Source organism: Jatrophihabitans sp. (genome assembly GCF_051960575.1).
Lineage (GTDB): Bacteria > Actinomycetota > Actinomycetes > Mycobacteriales > Jatrophihabitantaceae > JBQCEE01.
This window is the reverse complement of the sequence record NZ_JBQCEE010000402.1, coordinates 1-3,645: the sequence shown is the minus strand read 5'-3', so window position 1 is coordinate 3,645 and position 3,645 is coordinate 1. Positions and strand designations below refer to the sequence as shown.

At 73.4% G+C, this 3,645-nt stretch carries 5 protein-coding genes; 3 read left to right on the top strand and 2 right to left on the bottom strand.

Going from position 1 to position 3,645, the window contains the following annotated elements; translation table 11 throughout:
* The coding region (locus ACTHMS_RS22580) for a hypothetical protein (protein ID WP_440308907.1) at window positions 1-275 on the top strand (275 nt) is incomplete at its 5' end.
* 30 nt (window positions 276-305) lie between these two features.
* On the opposite strand, the gene ACTHMS_RS22575 is transcribed toward ACTHMS_RS22580, so the two are convergent.
* Window positions 306-704, bottom strand: a complete 399-nt coding sequence (locus ACTHMS_RS22575) for a hypothetical protein (protein ID WP_440308906.1) — start codon at window positions 702-704, stop codon at window positions 306-308.
* On the bottom strand, window positions 701-1,453 hold the full coding sequence (locus tag ACTHMS_RS22570) for a crotonase/enoyl-CoA hydratase family protein (RefSeq protein ID WP_440308905.1): 753 nt from the start codon (window positions 1,451-1,453) through the stop codon (window positions 701-703). The genes ACTHMS_RS22575 and ACTHMS_RS22570 overlap by 4 nt, the downstream gene beginning before the upstream one ends.
* Before the next feature lie 60 nt (window positions 1,454-1,513).
* Between ACTHMS_RS22570 and ACTHMS_RS22565 the strand changes: the two genes are divergently transcribed.
* Together ACTHMS_RS22565 and ACTHMS_RS22560 are read left to right on the top strand one after the other, a co-directional pair.
* A complete protein-coding gene (locus ACTHMS_RS22565; RefSeq protein ID WP_440308904.1) occupies window positions 1,514-2,491 on the top strand; it encodes a tetratricopeptide repeat protein in 978 nt (325 codons plus the stop codon).
* A 22-nt stretch (window positions 2,492-2,513) separates the two neighbouring features.
* On the top strand, window positions 2,514-3,521 hold the full coding sequence (locus ACTHMS_RS22560; protein WP_440308903.1) for a bifunctional lysylphosphatidylglycerol flippase/synthetase MprF: 1,008 nt from the start codon (window positions 2,514-2,516) through the stop codon (window positions 3,519-3,521).
* Window positions 3,522-3,645: the final 124 nt, after the last annotated feature.

The following is a 3,645-nucleotide window of genomic DNA, read 5'->3' as shown; positions in this document are numbered from 1 at the left end:
TCGAGCGCGGCGAGGCGGTCGAACCGCCGACGGTGCACGAGGTCGGGCTCACCTCGGGCCTGCATGCCCAGGTCATGGTCGCGCACCTGCGCGCCGACGACGGCGACGCGCGCACCGAGGTGCGGCTGTTCTGGCAGCCGCACCCGTTGGTCGTCAGTGCCCTGGTCGCGGCGAGCGTCGAGACCAGCCGCGTGCTGCTGGCCCGCGAGGACATCGTCGCGCTCGCGGGTGGCATCGTCCTGCAGCTGTTCGACGACCCACAGGCCCCGCGGTGAGGTCGTTCGGGATGAGTGCCGCGGGCGGCCTCAACAAACCTTGAGGTCGCCGCGGATCCGCTGCACCGACAGTGGGATGGCGGTGAGGACGCTGCCGTCCGGGCCGACGAGGTCGACGGTGACGCTCCAGTGGTCGGCGTCGACCCTCACCGCCCGCTGGGCACGCGCGGTCGTCCGGCCGACGACGAGCAGCCCGAGCCCGTCGGCGGCGTGGCTGGTCGGGCAGGCGAGCTGCCCCGCCCGTGTGGTGTCGCCCTGCAGCACCAGCGTCGTCCACCGGGCCGCGACGTCCTCGGGCGTCGACGACGACCCCGACCGGCCCGACGAGCCGCCGCCGGTGAGCAGCCCGACCAGGGTGAGCACGCCGACGACCACCACGATCGCGGCGACCCAGACCAGCCTGATCCGGCGGGCGTGCGAGTCGCTCACGCGTCGAACGACCCCCCGCGTCCGGCGCCGGCGGCGAACCGGGCCGCGCCGTCAGCGGCGTCGGCCAGCACAGCACGTCCGGACGCGAACTCCGTGGCGAGCGCCTCGGCGGTCGGCCGGCCCAGCGCGGCGTGGACCGACGCGCGGTCCGAGCGCACGCAGGCCTGCGGGAAGCGGGCGATCTCGGCGGCCAGCGCCTCTGCGGCGGCGCGTGCCTCGCCCGGGGCGACGACGCGGTTCACCAGCCCCATCGCGAGGGCCTCGTCGGCGTGCACCGGCCGGCCGGTGAGGATGAGGTCGAGGGCGCGCCCGAGGCCGACGATCTGCGGCAGCCGCACCGTGCCGCCGTCGATCAGCGGCACGCCCCAACGGCGGCAGAAGACGCCGAGCGTCGCGTCCGACTCCATCACCCGCAGGTCGCACCAGAGCGCGAGCTCGAGGCCGCCCGCGACGGCGTGGCCGCTGATCGCCGCGACCACGGGCTTGGTGAGGGCCAGCCGTGACGGGCCCATCGGGGCGTCGGCGGACAGGTCGTCCTCGAGCGGGTTCGACATCTGCTTGAGATCGGCCCCCGCGCAGAAGGTGCCGTGGTCGCCCCACAGCACGGCGGCGGCCACCGACTCGTCGGCGTCCAGCGCGCGGAAGGCGGCGGCGAGGGCGTGTGCGGTCGGGCCGTCGACGGCGTTCCGTGCCTGCGGCCGGTCGAGGATCACCGTGCGAACCGATCCGGACTGTTCCGTGCGCACCATCGCCGCCCCCACCGAGGTCACTGTTTCCGCGCCGCCACCTGCGTCTGGGAAACTGTACGTATGCGACCAGGTGCACCTCGCCGCCCCGCCCGTTCCGGCAGCCCCGCGCAGGCGGCCGTTCCCAGCGCCGCGCTCGCCGGCGCGGTCGACCTCGCAGCCGTGAAGGCGCGCACCGAGGCCGCGGCCCGCGCCGCGGAGGCGCCTGCGCCCGCGGCGGGCGACGTGGTCATCGATGTCACCGAGGCCACCTTCCAGACCGCGGTGCTCGACCGGTCGTTCCAGGTGCCGGTGCTGCTCGATCTGTGGGCCGACTGGTGCCAGCCCTGCAAGCAGCTCTCGCCCGTGCTCGAGAAGCTGGCCCGCGAGGGCGCCGGGGCCTGGGTGCTCGCGAAGATCGACGTCGACGCCAACCCTCGCATCTCGCAAGCGTTGCAGGTGCAGAGCATCCCGACGGTCTTCGCGGTGATCGGCGGACAGCTCGTGCCCGGCTTCCAGGGCGCGCTGCCCGAGGCCCAGCTGCGCGAGTTCGTCCAGGCCGTGCTGCAGGCCGGGCAGGAGGCGGGCCTGAGCGGTGGCGGCGCCGCAGCTCCTGCCGCCGACGGGGCCGAGGCCGAGCCGGCGGCGCCGGAGGATCCTCGCTTCACCGCGGCCGAGGCGGCGCTCGACGCCGGCGACTACGACGCGGCGATCCAGCAGTACCAGTCGATCCTTGCGGTCGAGCCGGCGAACACCGAGGCGCAGCTCGCCCTCGGTCAGGTGCGGTTGATGCAGCGGATCGAGCGCACCGAACCGACCGCGGTGCAGCAGGCCGACGCCGCGCCCGACGACGTCGACCTGCAACTCGCCGCCGCCGACCTGCTGCTGGCCGGCAACCGGGTCGAGGACGCGCTGAACCGCCTCTTGGCCGCCATCCGCCGCACGTCGGGGGATGATCGCGACAAGGCACGTGAACGGCTCGTCGAGTTCTTCGAGCTGCTCGGCCCGGACGACCCCCGGGTCGCCGCGGCTCGGCGCGAGCTGACGAGGGCGTTGTTCTGAGCGGGGGACGGAGGGTGGTCGTGTGAGCGAGCCGCTGCTGAAGGAGCCCGCCGACCCGATCACCCGGGCGGCGGTGCGCGAGCTCGTCGTCAGCAGCGTCGGCGACCCCCTGGCACCGTTCGCCCTGCGACCGGAGAAGAACTACGTCTTCTCGCCCGACGGCCGTGCGGCGGTCGCCTACCGCATCAAGGTCGGCGTGGCGGTCGCGAGCGGCGACCCGCTCGGTGACGAGGCGAGCTGGCCGGCCGTCGTCGAGGAGTTCCTCGTTCGCGCACGGGCGCGCAAACTCCGCGTGGCCGTCCTGGGCGCGGGGGAGCGGTCGAAGTCGCTCTGGGAGCAGTACCACTTCGGCTCGCTGTCCATCGGCCGCGACGTGGTCGTCGAACGGTCGCAGTTCACCCTCAAGGGACGCGCCTACCGCAACGTGCGGCAGGCGATCCAGCGCAGCCACAACGCCGGCGTGAAGGTCACCGTGCAGCGCGAGGGCGAGCTCGAACCCGAGGTCGTCGCCGAACTGCGCGCGTTGATGACCCGCACCGAACGCGACGACAACCGTGGCTTCTCGATGATCCTCGGCCGGTTGTTCGACGGCGAGGCGCCCGACGCGATCATCGCCATCGCCCGCGACTGCCGCGGCGGCATCGTCGGCGCCCACCGCTACCTCTGGGCCGGCCGGCAGGATCTCTCCTTCGACCTGCCGATCCGTTCCCGCACCGCGCCGAACGGGGTCGACGAGCGGCTCGTCGCCGAGGTCGTCGACTACGCGGCCGACCTCGGTGTCGAGCGGGTCTCGCTCGCGTTCGCGCCGTTCCCCGACCTGTTCGCCGATAAGGACGCCGGACGCCTCACCTGGCCCGGTCGCCTCGGCTACGCCCTCGCCCACCTGCTCGACCCGCTGATCAAGGTCGAGGCGCTCTACCGCTACCTGCGAAAGTTCCGCGCCTTCGGCGACAACCGCTACGTCATGCTGCGCTGGCGCCAGCTCGTCCCCGTGCTGCTCGCCCTGCTGCTGCTCGAGTTCGGCGGGTAGGCCCCCGCGCCCGACCAGAAGCCGTCTTGTCCCCAGGCCCAGTAAATTCCAAGGCGCGGAAATGACTGGGCCAGGGGACAAACGGGAATGTCGGACAATGCGGCGGAGGTTTCGATCGGCAACC

Coding starts and splice junctions, on each gene's coding strand:
- ACTHMS_RS22570 (WP_440308905.1), bottom strand. CDS start 1,453: ATGGTGCGCACGGAACAGTCCGGATCGGTTCGCACGGTGATCCTCGAC.
- ACTHMS_RS22565 (WP_440308904.1), top strand. CDS start 1,514: ATGCGACCAGGTGCACCTCGCCGCCCCGCCCGTTCCGGCAGCCCCGCG.